The following is a 19,269-nucleotide window of genomic DNA, read 5'->3' as shown; positions in this document are numbered from 1 at the left end:
GTCAGACGATGACCAGTTCAGAAATGTTCGAAAAAACAGCAAAAAGCACGATTTGGTTCATCTTTATCGTCCGATTTCCGGGTACGCACTTGCACTTGACGTAATGGGCAAATACTCTTAGTGAGTAAATGTTTGCCGTGGTGGCAAGGTGTTAGAACAACAGAGAATATAATGATGCAGGATTTGCGTCTGATATTAATCATTGTTGGCGCGATCGCCATAATTGCATTACTGGTTCATGGTTTCTGGACCAGCCGCAAAGAACGTTCCTCAATGTTCCGCGATCGCCCAATGAAACGCATGAAATCGCGTCACGACGATGAGTCCGATGACGACGGCTTCGATGACGATGTTGAAGGCGTAGGTGAAGTTCGCGTTCATCGGGTGAACCCTGCCCAGAACGTGAATACCGGGGAGCATGACGCTACCCATCAGGCTCCGCAGCACCAGTATCAGCCTCCTTATGAACGTCAGGTGCAACAGCCTGTGCGTCATGACGAGCCTGTACGCCAGCCGGTTCAGCCGCAGCAGCAACCCGTGCGCCAACAGCCTGTGCATCAGCATCAGGCTCCGGTACAGCCGCCTGCAGAGCCGCAGCACGCACCTGTGCATCAGCCGCATACCGCGCCGCAGCAGCCCGTTGCGCCGCAGTATCAGCAGCCAGTATCTGCACCGCAGGCCGCACAACCCGCTCCACAGCCCCATCAGCCTGCTGTTGCTGATCCGCAGCCTGTTGCTCAGCAACCGGCAGCTGCTCCTCAGCCCGCGCCAGAAACGCAGCCTGCGGCTACAGAAGCACCACAGCCTGTAAAAGCTGAGCGCAAAGAAGCGGTTATCGTTCTCAGCGTTGCCGCGCATCAGGGGTCGTTCATCAATGGTGAACTCCTGCGCAACAGTGTTGAGCAGTCCGGCTTTGTGTTTGGTGATATGAACATTTACCATCGCCATCTCAATCCTGGCGGCGGTGGCCCGGCGCTGTTCAGCCTCGCCAACATGGTGAAGCCCGGCACCTTCGACCCGGAAAACATGGGCGATATGCAAACGCCTGGCGTGACCATTTTCATGCAGGTGCCATCCTACGGTGATGAGCTGCAAAACTTTAAGCTGATGCTCCAGTCTGCGCAGTACATCGCAGACGAAGTCGGTGGTGTGGTGCTCGACGATCAGCGCCGGATGATTACCCCGCAGAAAGTGCGTGAGTATCAGGATCGTATCCGCGAAGTAAAAGACGCCAACGCCTGATACTCTGGCGCGTCGCAATCCCTTCCAGAACCCCCGCCTGTCGGGGGTTTTTTATCATTGATGGTGAGATATGCAATCAATCGAACAACAGCTGACAGAACTGCGAACCACGCTTCGCCATCACGAATACCTCTATCACGTCATGGATGCCCCGGAAGTACCGGATGCGGAATATGACCGCCTGATGCGCGAATTGCGCGAGCTTGAAGCTCAGCACCCTGAGCTTGTTACCCCGGATTCGCCCACCCAGCGCGTAGGTGCCGCACCGCTGACCGCTTTCGGCCAGATTCGTCATGAAGTGCCGATGCTTTCGCTGGACAACGTTTTTGATGAAGAGAGCTTCGTTGCGTTCAACAAGCGCGTGCAGGACAGGCTGAAAAGCACAGACGCGCTGACCTATTGCTGTGAGCTGAAGCTGGATGGCCTGGCGGTCAGCATTCTGTATGAAAACGGCGTGCTGGTGCAGGCTGCCACTCGGGGAGACGGTACCACCGGCGAGGATATTACCGCCAACGTGCGTACCATTCGCGCTATTCCGCTGAAGCTGCACGGAGAGAATATTCCTGCGCGTCTGGAAGTGCGCGGTGAAGTTTTCCTGCCTCAGTCGGGCTTTGAAAAAATCAATGAAGATGCGCGCCGTACGGGCGGTAAGCTGTTCGCCAACCCGCGTAACGCTGCGGCGGGTTCGCTGCGTCAGCTTGATCCACGCATTACCGCGAAGCGACCGCTTACTTTCTTCTGCTACGGCGTCGGCGTGCTCGAAGGCGGCGAACTGCCGCGCAGTCATTTGGGGCGCCTTCAGCAGTTTAAGGCGTGGGGCTTGCCCGTCAGCAACCGCGTGAAGCTGTGCAGCTCGCCGGAGGAAGTACTCGCTTACTACCATCAGGTCGAGGAAGATCGCCCGCATCTGGGGTTCGATATCGACGGCGTGGTGATTAAAGTCGATTCGCTCGAGCTACAGGAACAGCTTGGCTTTGTCGCTCGCGCCCCGCGCTGGGCGGTGGCGTTTAAGTTCCCGGCGCAGGAGCAAATGACCTTTGTGCGCGACGTGGAGTTTCAGGTTGGACGTACCGGGGCTATCACGCCCGTTGCGCGCCTGGAGCCCGTGCAGGTGGCGGGCGTTCTGGTCAGCAACGCGACCTTGCATAACGCTGACGAGATCGAACGTCTGGGCCTGCGCATTGGTGACAAAGTGGTGATTCGCCGCGCCGGGGATGTGATCCCACAGGTTGTGAACGTGGTGCTTTCAGAGCGCCCGGAAGAGACCCGGGAAGTCGAGTTCCCCACGCACTGCCCGGTTTGCGGCTCGGACGTCGAGCGCGTCGAAGGCGAAGCGGTTACTCGCTGTACCGGTGGCCTGATTTGTGGCGCACAGCGTAAAGAGTCGCTGAAGCACTTTATTTCCCGCCGCGCGCTGGACGTTGACGGCATGGGTGACAAAATCATCGATCAGCTGGTCGAAAAAGAGTATGTCCACACGCCTGCTGACTTGTTCCGCCTGACGGCAGGCAAGCTCACCGGGCTCGATCGGATGGGGCCAAAATCGGCCCAGAACGTGGTCAACGCGCTGGAGAAAGCCAAAGAAACGACCTTTGCGCGCTTCCTCTATGCGCTGGGCATCCGTGAAGTGGGTGAAGCGACGGCAGCAGGGCTGGCTGCGCATTTTGGGGCGCTGGATGCACTGGAAAGCGCCTCGATTGAGGAGCTGCAAAAAGTCCCCGATGTTGGCATTGTGGTCGCCACGCACGTGTTTAACTTCTTTGCTGAAGAGAGCAATCGTGAGGTCATTCAACAGCTGCAAGCCGAGGGCGTGCACTGGCCTACTCCCGTTATTATCAAAGCAGAAGAAATTGACAGTCCGTTTGCCGGCAAAACTGTAGTACTGACCGGCAGCCTGAGCCAGATGTCACGCGATGATGCGAAAGCCCGCCTGGTTGAACTCGGTGCGAAAGTGGCTGGCAGCGTATCGAAGAAAACCGATCTGGTAATTGCCGGCGAGGCAGCGGGCTCAAAACTGGCTAAAGCGCAGGAGCTGGGTATCGAGGTGATCGACGAAGCAGAAATGTTGCGGTTGCTGGGAGCGTAAAGTGGAAAAAGAGCAGCTGATTGAGATAGCCAACACCGAGATGCCGTTCGGGAAATACAAAGGCCGGATGCTGATTGATCTGCCGGAAGAATACCTTCTGTGGTTCGCCCGCAAGGATGAGTTTCCAGCCGGGCGGCTGGGTGAGCTGATGGCGATTACGCTGCTTATCAAGACAGAGGGGCTGACGCATCTGGTGCAGCCCCTCAAGCGCGGCCGTTAGGCTTTCGCTTCATCAGCGGCCGCTTTCGCCTGTCGCGCTTCGGCCTGTTGCTTATAGCGTCGTGCCAGCACGGCGCAGACCATCAGCTGGATTTGATGGAAAATCATTAACGGCAGCACCATCATGCCGATCATCGCCGTCGGGAAGAGAATGTTGGCCATCGGGATACCGTTGGCCAGACTCTTTTTCGAGCCGCAGAAGACAATCGTAATTTCGTCAGCCTTATTAAACCCGCATTTACGCGCCACCACGGTGTTAACCGCAATCACAATCGCCAGCAGCACGCAGCTTACAACCACGATAAACAGCAGCGATCCCACGCCCACTTTATGCCAGATACCGTTAACGACGGCTTCGCTGAAGGCCGAGTAAACCACTAACAGAATGGAGGTCTGGTCAGTTTTGGAAATCCATTTCTTATTTCGTGCCACCCATGCACCGGTCCATGGGCGTGAGAGGTGGCCGAGCACGAACGGAAGCAACAGCTGAAGCATGATTTTGCCGACTTGCTCCAGGCTGCCTTCCGCGCCGTGGAGGTTCATCAGCAGGCCGACCAGCAGGGGGGAGATGAAAATCCCGAGCAGGCTCGATGCGGAGGCTGAACACACCGCAGCGGCAACGTTGCCGCCCGCCATAGAAGTGAAAGCAATCGCCGATTGTACGGTGGCAGGCAAAATGCAGAGATACAGGAAGCCATTGTAGAGTGCGGGATCAACATCGATTGGCGCCCAACGGGCGAAGAGCACGCCTAAAACCGGGAACAGAACGAAGGTGCTGCACATTACCCAAAGATGTAATCGCCAGTGGCTGCCGCCCGCAATAATGGCCTCGCGGGAGAGTTTAGCGCCGTGCATAAAGAACAGCAGGGCGATGGCGGCGGTGGTCAGGCCTTCAAAAAACGGAACATAGCCACCGCGAGCGGGGAACAGGGAGGCAAGCAATACGGTACAGATTAGCGTCAGCGTGAACGGATCGAGAATGCGAAAAAGTTTCATAAACGCTCCTGAAAAGTCGATGCTGCTATTGTGCTTATTTCACTTTGAGAAATAAAATTGATTTATTGCATCCATTGATGAATTTATCCCATGAATTATTCGCTCCGCCAGTTAAAGGTGTTTATCACCGTCGCACAGGCCAAAAGCTTCAGTCGGGCAGGGGAGATAATTGGCCTCAGCCAGTCGGCCGTCAGCCATAGCGTCAAAGAGCTGGAGCACCAGACCGGTGTGCGCCTGCTTGACCGGACCACCCGGGAGGTTGTGCTGACTGAGGCCGGGCAGCAACTGGCCGCCAGGCTTGAGCGATTGCTGGATGAACTGAACAGCACATTGCGCGAAGCCGGGCGAGTAGGACAACAGCTCACAGGCACAGTGCGCGTGGCGGCCAGTCAGACGATCTCGGCGCATCTGATTCCTCAGTGCATTGCTGCCAGCAACCGGCGCTACCCGGAGATTGATTTTGTCCTCCACGATCGTCCGCAGCGGTGGGTGCTGGAAAGCATTCGTCAGGGGGAAGTGGATTTTGGCATCGTGATTGATCCGGGCGCCGTCGGAGATTTACAGTGCGAGTCGATTCTCTCGGAGCCGTTTTTCGTGCTCTGTCATCAGGATCATCCGTTTGCCAGCTTGCCGGAGGTGACCTGGCAGGCTCTGGAAAACACGCGCCTTGTATTACAGGATTATGCATCGGGCAGTCGCCTGCTTATCGATGCTGCGCTGCAGGCTCATAACATAACAGCCAGTATTGTGCAGGAAATTGGCCATCCGGCGACGCTCTTTCCTATGGTTGAGGCGGGGATTGGGATCAGCATTTTACCCGCTCTGGCGTTGCCGTTACCGCAGGGAAGCCAGTTGACGGTTAAGCGCCTGACCCCCGTGGTTCAGCGGCAGCTGATGCTGGCCAGGCGCAAAAATCGATCGCTTTCGACGGCGGCGCAGGCGCTGTGGGATGTTGTCGGTGAGCAGGCAGAAGCGCTGACCGCCGCCCGGAAACACGATCCGCTGTATCAGACGTAAATATCTATTTGATGGTCTTCAGACGGGTTATTGACCCCTGTCACAGGGGCTGATGCCGTTTGCTGATCCTGTTCTTTTTCCGCCTGCTGGCGCTGAAGCTGTGCCAGCTGGGCTTCGAGCATCGTGATCTGCTCCTGAATCAGCTCCGCCTGTTTCTGTTTCTCATCGGCATCGCCAGGACCATCAGCAATGGTTTTCAGCTGCTGGGTCAGTTTGGTGATTTGCTGTGTGATACGCGTGATTTGCGATGAGGTGTCGTTGCCCTGTGGCGCGGCAGTGCTGGTGGTTGTTTGTAATCCTGGGGCAGAAGAAGAGGGCATGGAAATGCTGGTCATCGTGAACTCCTTTCAGGGATGAAAAAAGAGTTATCGGCAGAATAGAATAAAGGCTTGAGAAGAAAAAAGAGGGATGTTGAAAAACGTTATGGGTGGGTCGTGCAGGATACCACTCGTCTCATCCTGACGAATTGCGCATAGCAAAAAGGCGCCTTTAGGGCGCCTTTCCACATTGGTGGGTCGTGCAGGATTCGAACCTGCGACCAATTGATTAAAAGTCAACTGCTCTACCAACTGAGCTAACGACCCGAAGTGGTGGGTGATGACGGGATCGAACCGCCGACCCCCTCCTTGTAAGGGAGGTGCTCTCCCAGCTGAGCTAATCACCCACTTCGGTACTTCATTTTTAGTAAGAAATTCAGCTGGCGAGAAAGTGGTGGGTGATGACGGGATCGAACCGCCGACCCCCTCCTTGTAAGGGAGGTGCTCTCCCAGCTGAGCTAATCACCCACTTCTCGATTTCTTACTTTACACGGCGGAGACTACTTAAAGTAGTTGGTGGGTGATGACGGGTTCGAACCGCCGACCCCCTCCTTGTAAGGGAGGTGCTCTCCCAGCTGAGCTAATCACCCCCGCTGTGTGGAGTCGCATTATAGGGAGAGTTGAAAATGAGTCAACGCCTTTTCCAAAGATTTTGTTTGTTCGTCGTAAAATTAAACAAAACGATCGTAAATCGCCCCGTGACGCATGATTTATAAACAAAATCCGCTAAGCGCAGCGTTTCAGCGGGATCGACATTGAGGATTCAGGTGGGAGTGATAGAATATTGCCCATTATTTTTCCCCCAGGATTTGCCGGCTGTCGGCAACTTTCTAAACGTAAGGCCATTTCATGAAAATCAAAACTCGCTTCGCGCCTAGCCCGACCGGCTATCTGCACGTCGGCGGTGCTCGTACTGCTCTCTATTCCTGGCTTTTTGCTCGCAACCACGACGGTGAGTTCGTGCTGCGTATTGAAGACACCGACCTCGAGCGCTCCACGCCGGAAGCCATCGAAGCTATTATGGACGGCATGAACTGGCTGAGCCTGGAGTGGGATGAAGGCCCTTATTACCAGACTAAACGTTTCGATCGCTACAACGCGGTGATTGATGAGATGCTGGTCGCCGGCACGGCATATAAATGCTACTGCTCTAAAGAGCGTCTGGATGCTCTGCGTGAAGAACAGATGGCAAAAGGTGAGAAGCCGCGCTATGACGGCCGCTGCCGCCATGGTCACGAACATCATACCGCTGACGAACCTTGCGTGGTGCGTTTTGCCAATCCGCAGGACGGTTCCGTTATTTTCGACGACCAGATTCGCGGTCCGATTGAGTTCAGCAACCAGGAGCTGGACGATCTGATTATCCGTCGTACCGACGGTTCGCCAACCTACAACTTCTGCGTAGTGGTTGATGACTGGGATATGGAAATCACCCACGTGATCCGTGGTGAAGACCACATCAACAACACTCCGCGTCAGATCAATATTCTGAAAGCGTTAAATGCGCCAGTGCCGGTTTACGCGCACGTATCGATGATCAACGGTGACGACGGTAAAAAGCTGTCCAAGCGTCACGGTGCAGTCAGCGTGATGCAGTACCGTGATGATGGTTATCTGCCAGAAGCCCTGCTGAACTATCTTGTGCGTCTGGGGTGGTCCAGCGGCGATCAGGAAATTTTCAGCCGTGAAGAGATGATCAAGCTCTTCTCCCTGAGCGCGGTCAGCAAATCAGCCAGCGCATTCAACACTGAAAAATTGCAGTGGCTTAATCACCACTACATTAATACTCTGGCGCCAGAGTATGTGGCGACGCACCTGCAGTGGCACATTGAGCAGGAAAACATTGATACCCGTACCGGCCCACAGCTGTCTGAGCTGGTGACACTGCTGGGCGAGCGTTGCAAAACGCTGAAAGAGATGGCGGCGAGCTGCCGTTACTTCTATGAAGAGTTTGAGGCGTTTGATGCAGACGCAGCGAAGAAACACCTGCGCCCGGTTGCCCGTCAGCCGCTGGAAGTGGTACGCGATAAGCTGAACGCCATCACCGACTGGACTGCGGAAAACGTTCATCATGCCATTCAGGCTACCGCCGATGAGCTGGAAGTGGGAATGGGCAAAGTGGGGATGCCGCTGCGCGTTGCGGTGACCGGTGCAGGCCAGTCTCCGGCGCTGGATGTGACTGTTCATGCTATTGGTAAGAGCCGAAGCGTGGCACGCATCAACAAAGCGCTGGCATTTATTGCTGAACGTGAAAATCAGCAGTAACCATCCTTAATAAAATGGCAGGCTCAGGCCTGTCATTTTTTTATTCACGTTAGTCCGCGATATTCAGCTGCTGCAGAAAACCCCGTAATCCTTCCCGCACTAATAACAGCTGTAAGCGCTGTTTTTCTTCAGGCGTCATCATCCCGAGGACTTCCTGAATTTGCCGCCAGACGGGATCTTTGTCCTGCGCGTGATAAAACGAATCAGGCTCCGCTGCTTTTAAAGTGAGCGACAGGTGGCGCAGTTTGGGCGTTGAAGAGAGGAAATCCCGCACTTCCGGCGTGATGTGAATCAGCCGGGCGCGCCCACCTTTCACACCAGGAATGGGTTCCGTGACCCAATTTTGTTCGCGGATCCAGCGGTTGATCGTCTGCTTCGCCATACCTACGCAGTTCGCCAGCTCCTGCGTGGTCATTTTACTGTGAAGTATTTTCATCGGGTGCCTTACGTCCTGATTCCCAGACGGAACAGCAAGCCGGTGAGGCCTTCACGCAACAACAGGCTGGTCAGCTGCTGTTGCTCCTGCTCAGACATCTCTTTTGCCAGCGACAGCAGAAGTGAGTCAAAACTGTCTTCGGCGGAGTGAGCGGCTGCTGCGCTGTCGGCTGCACGCTGAGCGCTGCGAATAAACGCGCGCACTTGTTCGCTGACGTGGACAAGGCGTGCTTTACCGCCCTGAACACCCGGTCTTGGCGACGTTTCCCAGCCCTCTTTTCGCACCCATTTATTGATGGTTTGTCGGCTATAACCGGTCAGATGGGCGAGTTCCTCCGGCGTCATTCGTTCCTTGATCATGCTATTTCCTGAGTGCCTGTGTGGAATTAGTGGTTCATGTTATAGCATCCTTTTAGTTGAAAACGTGATGCGTTTAACTCCTGGTTGCGAGAACGCTCGCAATGTCATTCGGTTGCGTGCTTTTTCAGCGATTGAATTTGGAGGGAACATTTTGCCGTTGACACCTGGCAAGGGAATTCATATTATGCCGCCCGTCAACACGACACGCTTTACGTTACGGGGCTATAGCTCAGCTGGGAGAGCGCCTGCATGGCATGCAGGAGGTCAGCGGTTCGATCCCGCTTAGCTCCACCAAATTCTGCACCCAACAGATTTGGAACGTAACAGCACATTGTGGGGCTATAGCTCAGCTGGGAGAGCGCCTGCATGGCATGCAGGAGGTCAGCGGTTCGATCCCGCTTAGCTCCACCAAAATTCAGACCCTCGCTTCGGCGGGGGTTTTTGCTTTTTAGCACCTGAGATATTCGTGAATCAGCCTGAAAGCGTCTACGCTTCTTGGATATATTTCTCTTTTTTAAATTCCACATAAACATTAAGACATTTCTTGTCCGGGAAACTTGCTTCGCTCAATTAATAAACATAATATTCCCCTGTTATCGCTACATGTTCAGCAGGAATCTTCTCCAGATAATCATGATGTTGAAAAAAAATGCTTCTGCCAAAAAGTTTCTGCTGGCGCTAGTCTTGAGTCTCTTCTCGCTTCCTTTCTCACGGTTGCTTTCGCCAGAAACGGGAATTGATGGCAATAATTTGTACCTCGCATGGCTGCCGATTAGCGTGATTTTGTCGATGCTGCTGCTGTTTGGCCGATATGCGATAATTCCGCTGCTCCTCGCATTCGCTTTAACTAACGCCTGGCTGCTGCCGTTACCTTTTCCACAAAGCCTGGTGCTGCTTGTTTGCCAACTGTTCGCCCCGATCCTTGCCTGTGAGATCCTGCGCTGGCGCCTGGGAGCGCGGTGGCGTTTTGGTTTATCCAACGGCAGCATGGGCATTCGGATCTTCTGGGCCTGCTTTTTTGCGCCGCTGGTGATGAAAGGCGCAATGTACCTGGCCGGGCATTTTTTCAATTTTCCTGTCTCGGTATCCGGTTTTTTCATCCCCAGTTCAGTGGTGTACAGCCTAGTGGATATTCAGAGCCTGATCTGCGCTGCGCTCATTTTTACGTACTTGTTTTACTATCCGCTGCGAATGATCCTGAACCCACGCTTTGCGCGAACTTTTTGGCAGCGTCATATACGACTCGTTTTCGCTCGCCAGCAGTGGCTGTTTACCGTGAACTGGCTGATTGTGCTGACGGCGCTGCTGATCACGCTCTGTGCGCCGTTTGAATCAGATTACATTGCCGGTTATCTGGTGCCGGTCATCTTTATTCTCTTTTTCCTCGTTATCAACCGCTTCAGTTATCCGCTTATATGCCTGCTCTGGGGCATCAGCGCGTTTTTCCTCGTGGCTTACAATCGCAACTTTTTGCAGGGCGTGAACACGGAGTATGCGCTGTCGTTTGTTCTGTCGGTGCTCATCTCTTTCACCATCTGCATGCTACACATGGCGCGAATTCAGGGGCGCAGCAATCTCATTAAGCGTAAATGGCAAAGCCAGGCGTTGCAGGATCCTTTGACGGGTCTGCCTAATCTGCGCGCGTTTGAAAGCTATCTCGACACCCATCCTCATGTGAACGTCTGCTGTTTGCGGATGGATAATCTTGAATTTTTAAGCCGCCATTACGGCATGATGATGCGCGTTCACTGCAAGCGTATGGTTACCCGGGATTTGCAGCCGTTGTTAGGGCGTGATGAGAAACTTTTCCAGCTGCCAGGCAGCGAGCTGCTGCTCGTGCTTTACGGTTCCGAAACGGCAGCGAGGCTTTCTTATATCGTCGATTTCCTCAATAGCCAGACGTTCAACTGGCAGGGCGATGCGTTGGATCTTGAATTCGGCGCGGCCTGGGGCGTGATTGATGGTGAAGGAGAGGCACTGCATCACAAGTTAGGGCAACTAAGCTGGCTATCCGAACAGGCCTGCGCGGCTCGTCGAGTGCTGGCACTCAATAACAGCCTGGCGACGGTTTCTGACAACACCACTGAGCGTGTTCTCCAGCTGAGCCGCGTTAAGAAAGCGCTGGCTGAAGGTGGGGTGCGGCTCTATGCCCAGCCCATCGTCAGCGAATCAGGTGATCGTTACCATGAAATCCTGGCCCGCATGGTCTGGGAGGGCAAAGTCATTACCCCCGATCGGTTCATTCCGGTGATTGCTCAGTTCAACCTGAGTGAGCGCTTTGACCTGCAGGTCGTGGAAACCCTGTTCCGCGCCATGAAAACATTGCCGGGTGAGCGCTTCTCCGTAAACCTGATGCCGGTCACTCTGATGCAAAAAGAGAGTGCCAATAAAATCATTGCGCTCTTTAAGCGGTATGAGATTTCCCCCTCGTTGGTGGTGCTTGAAATTACCGAACAGCAGGCTTTTTCCAGCTCAGAAATCAGTATGCTCAATATCCGGTGCTTGCGTGAATACGGCTGCCAGATTGCCATTGATGATTACGGAACGGGTTATGCCAACTACGAACGCCTGAAAAGCCTCGAGGCGGATATCGTTAAAATTGACGGCTGCTTCGTGCGCGATATCGTCACCGATCCGGTTGATGCGATGATCGTCAAGTCGATTTGCGAACTGGCGAAGGTAAAAAACCTGACGCTGGTGGCAGAGTTTGTGGAAACCGAAGCGCAGCGTAAGTTGCTCTACGAGATGGGCGTTGACTATTTGCAGGGCTATCTGATGGGCAAACCTCGCCCGCTTGAGGAACTGAGGGCATAAAAAAAGCCGGGCGAACCCGGCTTTTTGCTGTATGAGGTTCAGAAACTTACAGAACCAGTGCCGCGATGGATGCGGACAGCACGCTCACCAGCGTAGAACCGTAAACCAGCTTCAGGCCGAAGCGGGAAACCACGTTGCCCTGTTCTTCGTTCAGGCCTTTAATCGCACCGGCAATAATCCCGATGGAAGAGAAGTTAGCGAAGGAGACCAGGAAGATGGAGAGAATACCTTCTGCGCGCGGGGAGAGCGTGCTGGCAATTTTCTGTAGATCCATCATGGCAACGAATTCGTTGGACACCATTTTCGTCGCCATGATGCTGCCGACCTGCAGCGCTTCGCTGGCAGGCACGCCCATCACCCAGGCCACTGGCCAGAAGATGTAGCCCAGAATACCCTGGAAGGAGATGCTATGGCCGAACCAGCCGGTCACGGTGGCGAACAGGGCGTTCAGTGCAGCGATAAGTGCGATGAAGCCAATCAGCATCGCAGAAACGATGATCGCGACCTTGAAGCCAGCAAGAATATACTCGCCCAGCATTTCGAAGAAGCTCTGACCTTCATGCAGATTGGACATCTGCAGGTTCTCTTCGCTCTGCTCAACGCGGTACGGGTTGATGAGTGACAGAACGATAAAGGTACTGAACATGTTCAGTACCAGCGCCGCAACCACGTACTTCGGTTCCAGCATAGTCATGTAAGCGCCGACGATGGACATGGAGACGGTAGACATCGCGGTTGCCGCCATGGTGTACATGCGGTTGCGCGACATTTTGCCGAGAATGTCTTTATAGGCGATGAAGTTTTCAGACTGCCCCAGAATCAGAGAGCTGACCGCGTTGAACGACTCCAGTTTGCCCATTCCATTAACCTTAGACAGCACGGTACCGATCGCGCGAATCACAATCGGCAGAATACGGATATGCTGCAGAATACCAATCAGAGCGGAAATGAAGACGATTGGGCAGAGCACTTTCAGGAAGAAGAATGCCAGGCCTTCATCGTTCATTTTACCGAAGACGAAATTTGTCCCTTCATTAGCGAAACCGAGAAGTTTTTCGAACATCTCGGAGAATCCTTTCACAAAGCCAAGGCCGATATCTGAGTTCAGGAAGAACCAGGCCAGCAGGACTTCAATAACAAGTAACTGAATAACATAGCGGATGCGGATTTCTTTACGGTTATGACTAACCAGCAAAGCCAGAATCGCAACCACGGCAAGCGCGAGGACAAAGTGTAGGACGCGGTCCATATTTGCTCCAAATATGAGGCAGGTTAAATTTCCGTGCACATTCTATGCAACAAGATAAAAGAAAACGAGATCTGCGCCGCACTATAGTTAGAACCTGTGAGCGATCTCAAAAAAGGTGATCAACCATACATTTCTGTTATGTTATGTAAGGGTGTTAAAAGTTACCTTTTTGTACTAGTCTGACTAAGAGGCGACCTGGCGGTCTCCCATTCCACTAACATGGCTCAACACGGCTATCGTTCCTGTCTATCAGAGAAATCATTATCACCTCGCCAAATGAACTTGATAATCATTCTCATTTTGATAACATAAAACATAGCAAAGGCTATATTTCAGAGGCAGAAAATGACAAACAGTCGCGTTGAGAGTAGCAGCAGTCGCGCAGCGCGCAAGATGCGGCTTGCATTAATGGGGCCTGCGTTCATTGCTGCCATCGGCTATATCGATCCGGGTAACTTTGCCACCAATATTCAGGCGGGGGCGAGCTACGGTTACCAGCTGCTTTGGGTGGTGGTCTGGGCAAACCTGATGGCGATGCTCATTCAGGTCCTCTCCGCCAAGCTGGGGATCGCCACCGGTAAAAATCTCGCCGAACAAATTCGCGACCACTATCCGCGTCCGCTGGTCTGGTTCTACTGGGTGCAGGCTGAAATTATCGCCATGGCCACCGATTTGGCCGAATTCATTGGTGCGGCGATTGGTTTCAAGCTGATTCTGGGGATTTCACTGTTGCAGGGGGCGGTGCTGACAGGTATTGCGACGTTCCTGATCCTGATGTTACAGCGTCGGGGGCAAAAGCCGCTGGAGAAAGTCATTGGCGGCCTGCTGTTGTTCGTTGCCGCAGCCTATATTGTTGAGCTGATTTTCTCGCAGCCGGCAATGGCGCCGCTGGCGAAAGGAATGATTATTCCTTCTCTGCCAACGTCTGAAGCCGTGTTTCTGGCGGCGGGCGTTTTGGGTGCAACCATTATGCCGCACGTGATCTATCTGCATTCATCGTTGACTCAGCATCTGCACGGTGGCACGAGGCAGGAGCGTTACAATGCCACCCGTTGGGATGTAGCGATAGCCATGACGATTGCTGGTTTTGTGAATCTGGCGATGATGGCGACGGCCGCAGCGGCATTCCACTTTAACGGCCACACGGGTATCGCCGATTTGGACCAGGCCTACCTGACGCTGGAGCCGTTGCTGAATCACGCCGCGGCAACGATTTTCGGCCTGAGCCTGATTGCCGCCGGGCTTTCATCCACGGTGGTGGGCACACTGGCCGGGCAGGTGGTGATGCAGGGCTTCATCCGCTTCCATATTCCGCTGTGGTTCCGCCGGGCGATCACTATGCTGCCATCGTTCGTGGTGATTATGATGGGGCTCGATCCGACCCGTATTCTGGTGATGAGCCAGGTTCTGCTGAGCTTCGGGATCGCGCTGGCGCTGATACCGCTGCTGTTATTTACCAGCGATCAAAAGCTGATGGGCGATCTGGTCAACACTCGTCTGGTGAAACGTACGGGCTGGGTGATTGTGGTGCTCGTCGTCGCGCTGAATGGCTGGTTGCTGGTGGGAACGTTGCTGGAGTTGTAAGGCCCGGCGGCGCGGGCCTGTAAACGTGTTCCGGTACGGCTGTAGGCCCGATGAGCTTAGCGCCACCAGGCAAGATATTTAGTGATGATGGCCGTGACCACCCCGGCCGCGACCCCAGCCACCGCGATGATCGTCGCGGTCATTCCAGCCTTCACGGTAGCCGCGTTCGTAGGCATTACGCTTTTCCCAACCGCGGTGCCAGCCGTTGTCATGACGGTGCCAGCGGGCATTGCGCCATTCATAGTTACGACGCCAGTAATCGTGGTCGCGCCAGCGGCCGCCGTCCCAGTAATTCCCGTAATTATCACGATCGCCAATTTGTAATTTTACGGATGGCACCAGGGTGATTTCGCCTGCATTGGCAACCAGCGGGGCCGTTGCCAGCAATAGTGCTGTCAGAATCAGTGACCTGAACATGTGTCTGTCTCCTTACGATCGAGCCTTTTTCGGCCTGTTAACGCAATATTACGAGGTGTTACAAACAGGCTGCATCGGCCAACTCCTAATCGCCAGGAGACAGCATTTTTTGCTAAAGTTGCTGCTATTTTGAACCGGCAAGGATTGCGTCGATGGCGGCGATCTCCTGTGGCGAAAAATGACGATTGCTAAGCATACCGACGGCATCATCAAGCTGTGCCGTTTTGCTGGCCCCTATCAGTACGGAGGTGATTCTGTCTTCGCGCAGTACCCAGGCTAATGCCATTTGTGACAGCTTTTGCCCTCGCTTCGCGGCAATTTCATTGAGCTTACGTGCTTTCTCCACTTTCTCATCGGTAATCTGATCGGCGCTCAGGAACTTGCTGCCGCTGGCGGCACGGGAATCCGCAGGGATACCGTTCAGATAGCGATCCGTCAGCTGGCCACCCGCCAGCGGGGAAAAGGCGATTGAACCCACGCCCTGTTCCCGTAATAAGTCTGTCAGGCCGTTTTCTACCCAGCGCTCGAACATTGAATACTTCGGCTGGTGAATCAGGCAAGGCGTACCGAGATCCTGCAAAATCGCAAACGCTTCGCGGGCGCGGTCGGCAGGGTAGTTGGAAAGCCCGACGTACAGCGCTTTGCCCTGACGTACCACGTGGTCCAGAGCACGCATCGTTTCTTCAAGCGGCGTATCGGGATCCGGGCGGTGATGATAGAAAATATCTACGTACTCAAGCCCCATGCGCTTCAGGCTCTGATCGAGGCTCGCCACTAAATATTTGCGGGAGCCCCAGTCGCCGTAAGGCCCATCCCACATGGTGTAACCCGCTTTGCTGGAGATGATCAGTTCATCGCGGTATGGCAAAAAATCTTCGCGCAAAATGCGGCCAAAATTGCTCTCCGCAGAACCCGGTGGCGGGCCGTAGTTGTTGGCCAGATCAAAATGGGTAATGCCGAGGTCAAAGGCATGGCGCAGCAGCTGGCGGCTGGTTTCCACTAAGGTTTCATCGCCAAAGTTATGCCACAGGCCGAGCGAAATCGCCGGGAGCTTCAGTCCGCTCCGGCCGCAGCGGTGATACGTCATCGTCTCATAGCGTGCCGGATTTGCCTGATAAACCATCAAAACCTCCAGTAGGGACAGGGTGTGTATGCGTTTACACTAATCAATGTTGTTCCGCAGGTACACTCCTGAATTCTGTAAATTCTGCTTTCCACTACGAAATTCTTATGCTTCTGGACAGACTCCGTGCATCTCTAATACTCAGAATATCTATGCGGCGACAGGAAGATGGCTATGCAATCGACATACACAATCGCGGATTATCTGGTGGATCGTCTCGCCGGATGCGGTATTGACCATATGTTTGGCGTTCCGGGTGATTACAATTTGCAGTTTCTCGATCATGTCATCGATCACCCCAGCGTGTGCTGGGTGGGTTGCGCGAATGAGCTGAATGCTGCCTATGCGGCAGATGGTTATGCAAGAGTGCATGGCGCGGGTGCGCTGCTGACAACCTACGGCGTCGGGGAATTGAGCGCATTGAACGGCATCGCAGGGAGTTTCGCCGAGTATGTACCTGTTTTACATATTGTCGGTGCGCCGGGCTCGGGCAGCCAGCAGCGCGGGGAAATGCTGCACCACACGCTTGGCGACGGCGATTTCGGCCACTTTTTTGAGATGAGTATTCCGGTGAGCGTGGCCCGTGCGAAGCTGACGGTCAGCAACGCCTGCCAGGAAATTGATAGGGTGCTGCGGGAAATGCTGACCGAACGTCGCCCGGCTTATCTGATGCTGCCAGCGGATGTTGCAAAAGCACCTGCTACCGCGCCTGTAAACGCTATCACGCTTTTGCCTGAGTATGTGGATGATAACGCGATGTCGGCATTTCTTGCTGCGGCGCGGCAGATGCTGACGCCGTGCAAACGCGTTGCGCTGCTGGCGGATTTTCTGGCTCAGCGCTATGGCCTTCAGCCGATGCTCAGAAGCTGGGTCAGCGCTCAGCCGCTGGCCAATGCCACGTTATTAATGGGCAAAGGGCTGCTGGATGAGCATCAGAACGGATTCGTCGGGACATACAGCGGCGCGGCCAGCGATGAGAAAGCACGGGCCGCCATCGAGGACGCCGATGCCATACTGTGCATTGGTACCCGCTTTACCGACACCATTACCGCCGGGTTCACTCAAGTGCTACCGCAGGCAAAAACCATTGAGCTTCAGCCGAATGCCGCTCGCGTCGGCGCACGCTGGTTCAGCGGATTGCCGATCGAACAGGCGGCGCGGGCCTTACAGGCACTGTGTGCCGAACTTTCCGCAAACTGGCTTGTTCCGGAGCCCCGTGCGGCACTGCCCGCGGCAAAATCCAGCGGCATATTGACGCAAAATAGCTTCTGGCAGGCTTTGCAGGATGCGCTACTGCCGGGTGATATTATTCTTGCAGACCAGGGCACCGCGGCATTTGGTGCAGCCTCGCTGAGGTTGCCTGAAGATGCGATGCTGATCGTTCAGCCGTTGTGGGGGTCGATTGGCTTTACGCTTCCTGCCGCGTTTGGTGCGCAAACGGCTGCTCCGGAAAGGCGTGTAGTGCTGGTGGTAGGGGATGGGGCCGCACAGTTGACGATACAGGAGTTGGGCTCAATGCTACGCGATGGCCAGAAGCCGCTGATCCTGCTGTTGAACAATGAAGGTTACACGGTTGAACGGGCCATTCACGGGCCGGAGCAGCGCTACAACGATATCGCATCGTGGAACTGGACGCAGCTGCCCCAGGCGCTTAGCCTGAACTGTCAGGCTGAAAGCTGGCGGGTAACGGAGACGGTTCAGCTTCGTGAAGTGCTGGAGCTGGCCGCTCGTCGTCAGCGGCTGAGCTTTGTGGAGGTGGTGCTGCCGAAGCAGGAGATCCCTGAGCTGCTGCGGGCCGTAACCCAGGCGCTGGAGGCCCGCAACAGTACTCCTCAGTAAACAGATTAGCGGGGCGGTCTGGCGATCATTACCGGTTTGCCCGTCAGCAGCAGCCAGGCGGGCAGCATGACGATGCACAACAGCGGCAGCAGGGTGGTGTCCGGCACGACGACGGCGGCCATAAACAGGCTCAGCCAGCCGTCGCGGGTCACCACCAGCATCAGTCCGAGGATCGCACAGGAAATGGTGATGGCTGCCGGGACCGCGTCCACGTGCGCGTGAAGCATTAAACCGAGCGCAACCGCCACGAACACTGCCGGGAAAATACGCCCGCCGCGAAAACCGCTGGCTGCGGCAATCACCAGAGCCGCGAGCTTCGTGATGGCGATAACCATGTAATCGGATGCGCTCAGCGTCTGGCTGAAGGCAAGCTGGTGCATCTCATCCAGCCCTTTAAACAGGGTAATATGGCCGCCAAATGCCCCCAAAATCCCCAGTAAAAAGCCCCCAATTCCCAGAATGAGTACCGGATGTTTTAGCCTGTGCATCAAGGCGTGTAGGCGAGGCAGACACCAGACGGCCACCATACCGACGGCAATGGCGATGGCGGCGACAACGGCCCCGCTGAAAATGTCCACCAGCCGCATCTGGCTGTAATGCGCGACGGGCAGGGAAAACTGCGGATGGAAAAACAGGCTGGTGGTTAAGGCGCCGGCGGCTGCTGCAATCATCGGCGCGAACAATCGGTCCCAGAGAGGGACATCATCGGAGCCGCTCAGCATTTGTGAAAAAATCAGCGCCGCCGCAACGGGCGTGCCGAAGAGCGCGCCAATCGTGCCGGAGGCTGCAAGGATGGTCCAGTCAATCGCCCCTACGCGAGGAAAGGCGCGTGCGCCGAGTGCAACCGCCAGCGCAATGTTCACCGACATGATAGGGTGTTCCGGGCCCAGGCTTACGCCGCCCGCCAGACCAAGAATCAGCGCCAGAATCAGGCCGGGCAGAGCAGAAGGCGCCACGGGCGCACCGATTAAGGGCTCCGTTGCCGGATCGGGCCCGGCATGACCGGGGCTAAAGCGGATAACCAGTCCTATCGCCAGGCCGGTGGCGGTGAGCATCAGGATAATCCACAGGCCCGAATCGACGTTAACCCCCAGGCTTGTCGGGAGCGTAGTCCAGAGAAACTGTTGTAACAGTTCGGCAATTTTCATCGTCACCACCAGGATCAGGCTGGAGGCGATACCGATAATCAGGGCGGGAACCGATAATAAAAGCATGGTTCTGGCTCGCGGATGGAGCATGGTGATTTCCTTTTTACACTGAGCGCGCAACACTTTGCCGTTGAAGGACAAGAGCTTCATTGCAATTG

The 19,269-nt window shown here is 54.9% G+C and carries 16 protein-coding genes and 6 tRNA genes; 10 read left to right on the top strand and 12 right to left on the bottom strand.

Annotation, left to right across the window (positions count from 1 at the left end):
• The first annotated feature begins 171 nt into the window (after positions 1-171).
• From zipA to AB1287_RS09750, 3 genes are all read left to right on the top strand, one after another.
• A complete protein-coding gene (zipA, locus tag AB1287_RS09760; protein WP_435617642.1) occupies positions 172-1,242 on the top strand; it encodes a cell division protein ZipA in 1,071 nt (356 codons plus the stop codon).
• Positions 1,243-1,312: 70 nt separating this feature from the next.
• Entirely contained in the window at positions 1,313-3,328 is a 2,016-nt protein-coding gene (gene ligA, locus AB1287_RS09755) for an NAD-dependent DNA ligase LigA (protein ID WP_435617641.1), read from the top strand.
• A 1-nt stretch (position 3,329) separates the two neighbouring features.
• Positions 3,330-3,548: a DUF3820 family protein gene (locus AB1287_RS09750; protein WP_097163179.1), complete on the top strand. Its 219-nt coding sequence runs from the start codon at positions 3,330-3,332 to the stop codon at positions 3,546-3,548.
• Here AB1287_RS09750 and AB1287_RS09745 read toward each other — a convergent pair.
• Positions 3,545-4,543 (bottom strand): bile acid:sodium symporter family protein, encoded by a 999-nt coding sequence (locus AB1287_RS09745; RefSeq protein ID WP_312625141.1) that lies wholly within the window; start codon positions 4,541-4,543, stop codon positions 3,545-3,547. The two genes, AB1287_RS09750 and AB1287_RS09745, sit on opposite strands and share 4 nt — an antisense overlap.
• 90 nt (positions 4,544-4,633) lie before the next feature.
• On the opposite strand from AB1287_RS09745, the gene AB1287_RS09740 reads away from it, so the two are divergent.
• Positions 4,634-5,560, top strand: coding sequence for a LysR family transcriptional regulator (locus AB1287_RS09740; RefSeq protein WP_435617640.1), 927 nt, complete (start codon positions 4,634-4,636; stop codon positions 5,558-5,560).
• Here AB1287_RS09740 and AB1287_RS09735 read toward each other — a convergent pair.
• The 5 genes from AB1287_RS09735 to AB1287_RS09715 form a co-directional block, all read right to left on the bottom strand.
• A complete protein-coding gene (locus tag AB1287_RS09735) occupies positions 5,551-5,895 on the bottom strand; it encodes a FlxA-like family protein (protein WP_312625143.1) in 345 nt (114 codons plus the stop codon). The genes AB1287_RS09740 and AB1287_RS09735 overlap by 10 nt on opposite strands.
• A gap of 173 nt (positions 5,896-6,068) precedes the next feature.
• A tRNA-Lys gene (locus AB1287_RS09730) sits at positions 6,069-6,144 on the bottom strand.
• A 4-nt stretch (positions 6,145-6,148) separates the two neighbouring features.
• Positions 6,149-6,224, bottom strand: a tRNA-Val gene (locus tag AB1287_RS09725).
• A 45-nt stretch (positions 6,225-6,269) separates the two neighbouring features.
• A tRNA-Val gene (locus AB1287_RS09720) sits at positions 6,270-6,345 on the bottom strand.
• A 46-nt stretch (positions 6,346-6,391) separates the two neighbouring features.
• Positions 6,392-6,467, bottom strand: a tRNA-Val gene (locus tag AB1287_RS09715).
• Between the two features lie 259 nt (positions 6,468-6,726).
• On the opposite strand from AB1287_RS09715, the gene gltX reads away from it, so the two are divergent.
• On the top strand, positions 6,727-8,142 hold the full coding sequence (gltX, locus tag AB1287_RS09710; RefSeq protein WP_435617639.1) for a glutamate--tRNA ligase: 1,416 nt from the start codon (positions 6,727-6,729) through the stop codon (positions 8,140-8,142).
• 49 nt (positions 8,143-8,191) lie between these two features.
• Here the strand turns inward: gltX and AB1287_RS09705 are convergent, their stop codons facing one another.
• Both AB1287_RS09705 and AB1287_RS09700 read right to left on the bottom strand, forming a co-directional pair.
• A complete protein-coding gene (locus tag AB1287_RS09705; protein ID WP_312625145.1) occupies positions 8,192-8,578 on the bottom strand; it encodes a YfeC-like transcriptional regulator in 387 nt (128 codons plus the stop codon).
• Between the two features lie 8 nt (positions 8,579-8,586).
• Positions 8,587-8,937 (bottom strand): YfeC-like transcriptional regulator, encoded by a 351-nt coding sequence (locus tag AB1287_RS09700; RefSeq protein ID WP_435617638.1) that lies wholly within the window; start codon positions 8,935-8,937, stop codon positions 8,587-8,589.
• A gap of 218 nt (positions 8,938-9,155) precedes the next feature.
• Between AB1287_RS09700 and AB1287_RS09695 the strand changes: the two genes are divergently transcribed.
• From AB1287_RS09695 to AB1287_RS09685, 3 genes are all read left to right on the top strand, one after another.
• A tRNA-Ala gene (locus AB1287_RS09695) sits at positions 9,156-9,231 on the top strand.
• Between the two features lie 41 nt (positions 9,232-9,272).
• A tRNA-Ala gene (locus AB1287_RS09690) sits at positions 9,273-9,348 on the top strand.
• A 222-nt stretch (positions 9,349-9,570) separates the two neighbouring features.
• Positions 9,571-11,751, top strand: a complete 2,181-nt coding sequence (locus AB1287_RS09685) for an EAL domain-containing protein (protein WP_435617637.1) — start codon at positions 9,571-9,573, stop codon at positions 11,749-11,751.
• A gap of 46 nt (positions 11,752-11,797) precedes the next feature.
• On the opposite strand, the gene nupC is transcribed toward AB1287_RS09685, so the two are convergent.
• On the bottom strand, positions 11,798-13,000 hold the full coding sequence (gene nupC, locus AB1287_RS09680; RefSeq protein WP_312625149.1) for a nucleoside permease NupC: 1,203 nt from the start codon (positions 12,998-13,000) through the stop codon (positions 11,798-11,800).
• 345 nt (positions 13,001-13,345) lie between these two features.
• Between nupC and AB1287_RS09675 the strand changes: the two genes are divergently transcribed.
• Positions 13,346-14,584, top strand: coding sequence for an Nramp family divalent metal transporter (locus tag AB1287_RS09675; RefSeq protein WP_435617636.1), 1,239 nt, complete (start codon positions 13,346-13,348; stop codon positions 14,582-14,584).
• Between the two features lie 78 nt (positions 14,585-14,662).
• Here AB1287_RS09675 and AB1287_RS09670 read toward each other — a convergent pair whose 3' ends face one another.
• Entirely contained in the window at positions 14,663-15,001 is a 339-nt protein-coding gene (locus AB1287_RS09670; protein WP_312625153.1) for a DUF2502 domain-containing protein, read from the bottom strand.
• Positions 15,002-15,125: 124 nt separating this feature from the next.
• Entirely contained in the window at positions 15,126-16,124 is a 999-nt protein-coding gene (mgrA, locus tag AB1287_RS09665; protein WP_435617635.1) for an L-glyceraldehyde 3-phosphate reductase, read from the bottom strand.
• A 174-nt stretch (positions 16,125-16,298) separates the two neighbouring features.
• Here mgrA and AB1287_RS09660 point away from each other — a divergent pair, with 174 nt between their 5' ends.
• Positions 16,299-17,963, top strand: coding sequence for an alpha-keto acid decarboxylase family protein (locus tag AB1287_RS09660; RefSeq protein ID WP_435617634.1), 1,665 nt, complete (start codon positions 16,299-16,301; stop codon positions 17,961-17,963).
• Between the two features lie 5 nt (positions 17,964-17,968).
• Here the strand turns inward: AB1287_RS09660 and AB1287_RS09655 are convergent, their stop codons facing one another.
• Positions 17,969-19,201 carry an ion channel protein gene (locus tag AB1287_RS09655; RefSeq protein WP_435617633.1) on the bottom strand — a complete coding sequence of 411 codons (1,233 nt, stop codon included), beginning with the start codon at positions 19,199-19,201 and terminating at the stop codon, positions 17,969-17,971.
• Positions 19,202-19,269: the final 68 nt, after the last annotated feature.

Source organism: Scandinavium sp. UTDF21-P1B (genome assembly GCF_040750395.1).
In the GTDB taxonomy this organism is placed as follows: Bacteria; Pseudomonadota; Gammaproteobacteria; order Enterobacterales; family Enterobacteriaceae; genus Scandinavium.
This window is presented reverse-complemented; position numbering and strand designations above follow the sequence as displayed.